This window comes from Candidatus Magnetobacterium casense (assembly GCF_019173545.1).
In the GTDB taxonomy this organism is placed as follows: domain Bacteria; phylum Nitrospirota; class Thermodesulfovibrionia; order Thermodesulfovibrionales; family Magnetobacteriaceae; genus Magnetobacterium; species Magnetobacterium cryptolimnobacter.
In genome coordinates this window covers 1-3,888 of sequence record NZ_JABXWD010000320.1, presented here as the reverse complement: position 1 = coordinate 3,888, position 3,888 = coordinate 1, and the positions used below count along the sequence as shown (strand labels likewise).

Here is a 3,888-nt window from a genome sequence, read left to right as displayed (position 1 = left end):
CCATACAGGTAGCCTATTGCTTTATTGTAGCTCACAATTTAAGTGTGCGTATCTTCAGTATACTGAATACAGGCACACTTAAATTGTGAGCTACAATAAAGCAATAGGCTACCTGTATGGCCTGCAGAAGCACGGGATCAAGCTGGGCCTGGCCAACATTTCAACCGTTGCGGAGGTCCTGGGGCAACCGCAGCAGGCGTTTTACTCCGTGCACGTGGCCGGAACTAACGGCAAGGGGTCAACCTCTGCCATGATAGCGGCTATCCTCGGGGCAGAAGGCTTTAAGACGGGGCTGTTTACCTCCCCGCACCTCGTGCGCTTCACCGAAAGGATACGCGTTGACGGCGTGGAGATTTCCGAGGCAGAAGTGGTGTCGCTGACTCAGGAAATACGGGAGGCGTTGAGCGAACATCATCAAATACGGATAACGTTTTTTGAGTTCGTAACGGCCATGGCCTTTGTGTACTTCAAGCGCCAGGGTGTCCGGTGGGTCGTCTTTGAGACAGGCATGGGCGGACGCTACGACGCCACAAATATAATCACGCCACAGTTGACTGTCATTACCTCCATCAGCGAAGACCACAAGGAGTTCCTGGGCAATAGCATAGCAGAAATCGCAGCCGAAAAGGCTGGAATAATAAAGCCAGGCGTAAATGTTATCACGACATGCCGTGATGAGGTTGCCCTTGGGGTGATCACGGCAGTCGCCCAAAACCATAGCAGCACTCTTGACGTCTACGGCAGGGACTTTGATGTCTCCGATGTGAGGGTCGGCGTCGATGGTACGACCCTTGATTACCACGGCCATGGCACCTGCAGGGGGGTGGAAGTTCCGTTGGTTGGCGCCCATCAGGCCGAAAACGCAGCCTGTGCCATCAGGGCATGGGAGGTACTCAGCCGCAAGGGGCATCTTGTCGGGGATGGGGGCACCTTACGTCGGGCATTAAATGGCGTTGTGTGGCCGGGCAGATGTGAAATGACCTCCTTCGCCGGCGTACCCGTCTTGCTCGATGGCGCCCACAATCCAGATGCCATGAGGCATCTTGCGGCAACGTTGAAGGACGTCTTTCTCACCCCGCAGGGCAAGGCTCCCTTTCTGCGGATCATCCTCATCATCGGGACAATGGCGGACAAGGACAAGGACAACATCATAGCGCCAATCCTGCCCGTAGCACACACGGTCATCTTCACGTCGGCCAACTATCCCCGTGCAGAGAGGGCAGGGCATCTCCTTGCCATTGCGCAGGCCATGTTGCCGCAGATGAAGGGGGCGTTTCACACGACTGACTCGTTGCAGGATGCCCTTGCGTTGGCCCGGACGTTGCACCAGGCAGGTGATCTCGTCGTAGTTACGGGATCGTTCTATACCGTCGGCGATGCCAGGGAGGTCATCGGAGGGGAGGTAGTATCTCTGAAGAGTCTTACGGAATCTACGGGGAAGCAAATGTAATGTGAATCTCTTCCGGTCAAATGCAATTGCCCTGCCCTGATTGTTTTCTAAACCTCTTAGGCAAAGTAACTTGTCCATGTCTTATCATCTTAACAAAAGGCATATATCCTCCTTACCATTATTGTTACCATGCTTACACCGCATCACAGCGCATGAGCACTATTGTAAACTCCGCACCACCGTCAACGTTTCTGACCGTCAGACCTCCACCCATGTTGGTTTCGATGATCGTCTTTGACATGTAAAGACCGATCCCCGTACCCTCTGACCCCTTCGTGGTAAAGTACGGCTCAAATATCCTGTCGATTACCTCTGCTGCAATACCGCCGCCATTGTCCCTGATTACGATTACGATCCGAGCGCCGGATTCGTCATTGGCTATTTTAAGCTCAATCAGGCCATCACTTGTGGCTCTACTGGCGATAATTGCGTCCTTTGAGTTGTTGAGGATATTGAGCATCACCTGCTTAAGCTCATTGGGATATCCATCCGTCACGAGGCTTATGGAATGTTCAACCTGCAGGTTGATTGTTATGTTGTTTTTGTTAAATACTGGTTTAAACATCGAAATTAAGTCCTCTATGGCAGTTTTCACGTCAAAGCTGACCTTTTGCTTGGAAGGCTTGAAGAAGTTCCTGAAGTCATCTATCGTCTTGCCCATAAAATTGACCTGCGACATTGTTGAGGCAATCATTTCGTTTACATATTGTTCGTCAATCTCACCAAACTGCCAGGCATCCCTGATATCCTGCACGATTATCCCTACCGAGTTCAGCGGCTGCTTCCACTGGTGGGCGATTACGCCTATCATCTCCCCCATGGAGGCCATCTTGGATTGCTGTATAAGCATTTGTTCTTGCATCTGTCGCTTTGTGGTCTCCTCTTTTGCCATGGATTCGAGATTCATGTTTAACTCTCTCAGTTGTCGTTCCAGCCTTTTACGCTCTGTTATGTCTCTGAGGAATGCAAACATTACATTATCGCGTTTTATAAAATTGACACTTGCATCAATATCAATAATGCTGCCATCTTTACATCTGTGTTTGGTTTCAAAACGGTCACATCCGTCGTTCATTATCTTTATGAGACGCCTCTGTGTGTCTTCCGGTGATTCTATTACTTCAAGATCATTTATTCCCATTTGCAATAAATCTTCCTGACTATATCCACTCATGTTGCAATACGCCTCATTTACAAACACTAACCTCCTTTCAAAATTCACTATCCAAAAGCCATCAACGGAGGTACTTAAAATTGTCCTGTACCGTTCTTCAGATAACCTCAGTTCATTTGTAACTGCCTCTGTGGCTTTTTGCTGATATTCAATGTTTGTCAACATCTCATTAAATGTACTGACAAGTGTCTGCAAGTCTCCGGAGACGTTGACAGGGACACGGGTACTCAAGTCGCCATCTTTGATACTCTCAGCCGCCTTGATAAGTTCCACTACCGGCCTTGACACCTTTAACGATATCAAATACGTAATCGCTATAAGCATGAACACTCCAAGTACCATTATCCATATCGCAGAGACAACCGAACTCATCACCGGGGCCATCAACTCTGCCTTGTCAACCTTGACTATCATGCCAATGCCCATCTCCGGCGTGACGAGTACATGCCTGAAGGCCGCCAACACAAGTCTGCCACGATAATCGACAGCCTCTATCAGCCCCTCATTGCCACGTGCGGCCAATATGTCATGGACAGAGTTAATCCGATACTCCAGCACATTGGCAGCAGGATGATGCTTCAGAGGCATAAGTATTCTTACGTCTTTGTCTACAAGTATCACCTCGGCGGTTTTACCTAACCCGGAACCGGCATAAAGGACAGACGAAAAGATGTTTTGAACGTTGACATGTGTGTAAATTATAAATCCACTGCTCATACAGGGGGTGTTGGCTTCTGCGCAGATATTTAGAGGGTGGGAGATGACAAGATCAATGCCGCTGCTATGGGCGGATTTTACCAGGCTCAACGAATCTCGGCCGTTTTGCCATTTTATGTGGGCATGACTGCCAACCTCGCCTGCATTGGTCGATACAATGATAGTACCCGATGCTGCATCGGTGATGTATATCTCTTCATATTGCCCATAATAAGCGGCCTGCATTTTTTCAAGGTACTGTGTCAGTTCTCTGTACTCCGCCTCCCCGTTGAGTCTCTCTGCAAGGTCATTGTGGGTACCGGGGTCTTGTATCTTTGTAAGCAGTCTTTCTATTCTGCTTGTGATATAAAATGATTCGGACGCTAATTTTGTATCATTCCTGCGCTCCCAAATCCATTTCATAACCTGCTGCTTTTTCAACTCTGCAAAGGACTCCAGGTTGTCCTCCATTTGGCTGAGAGCCTTGTTGTAGATACCATCAACGCTTGTATACGGGACACCAAACAGGCATATATATAATGAGCTGACTACGGATATTATTATCAAT

General features: G+C 48.7%; 2 protein-coding genes. One reads left to right on the top strand and one right to left on the bottom strand.

All coding sequences use genetic code 11. The annotated features are described in order from the left end of the window. Positions 1-85: 85 nt before the first annotated feature. Positions 86-1,450: a bifunctional folylpolyglutamate synthase/dihydrofolate synthase gene (locus HWQ67_RS14025; RefSeq protein WP_218253315.1), complete on the top strand. Its 1,365-nt coding sequence runs from the start codon at positions 86-88 to the stop codon at positions 1,448-1,450. 133 nt (positions 1,451-1,583) lie between these two features. Here HWQ67_RS14025 and HWQ67_RS14020 read toward each other — a convergent pair. Next, positions 1,584-3,888 (bottom strand): sensor histidine kinase (locus HWQ67_RS14020; RefSeq protein WP_218253314.1); only part of this gene is annotated, 2,305 nt, incomplete at its 5' end.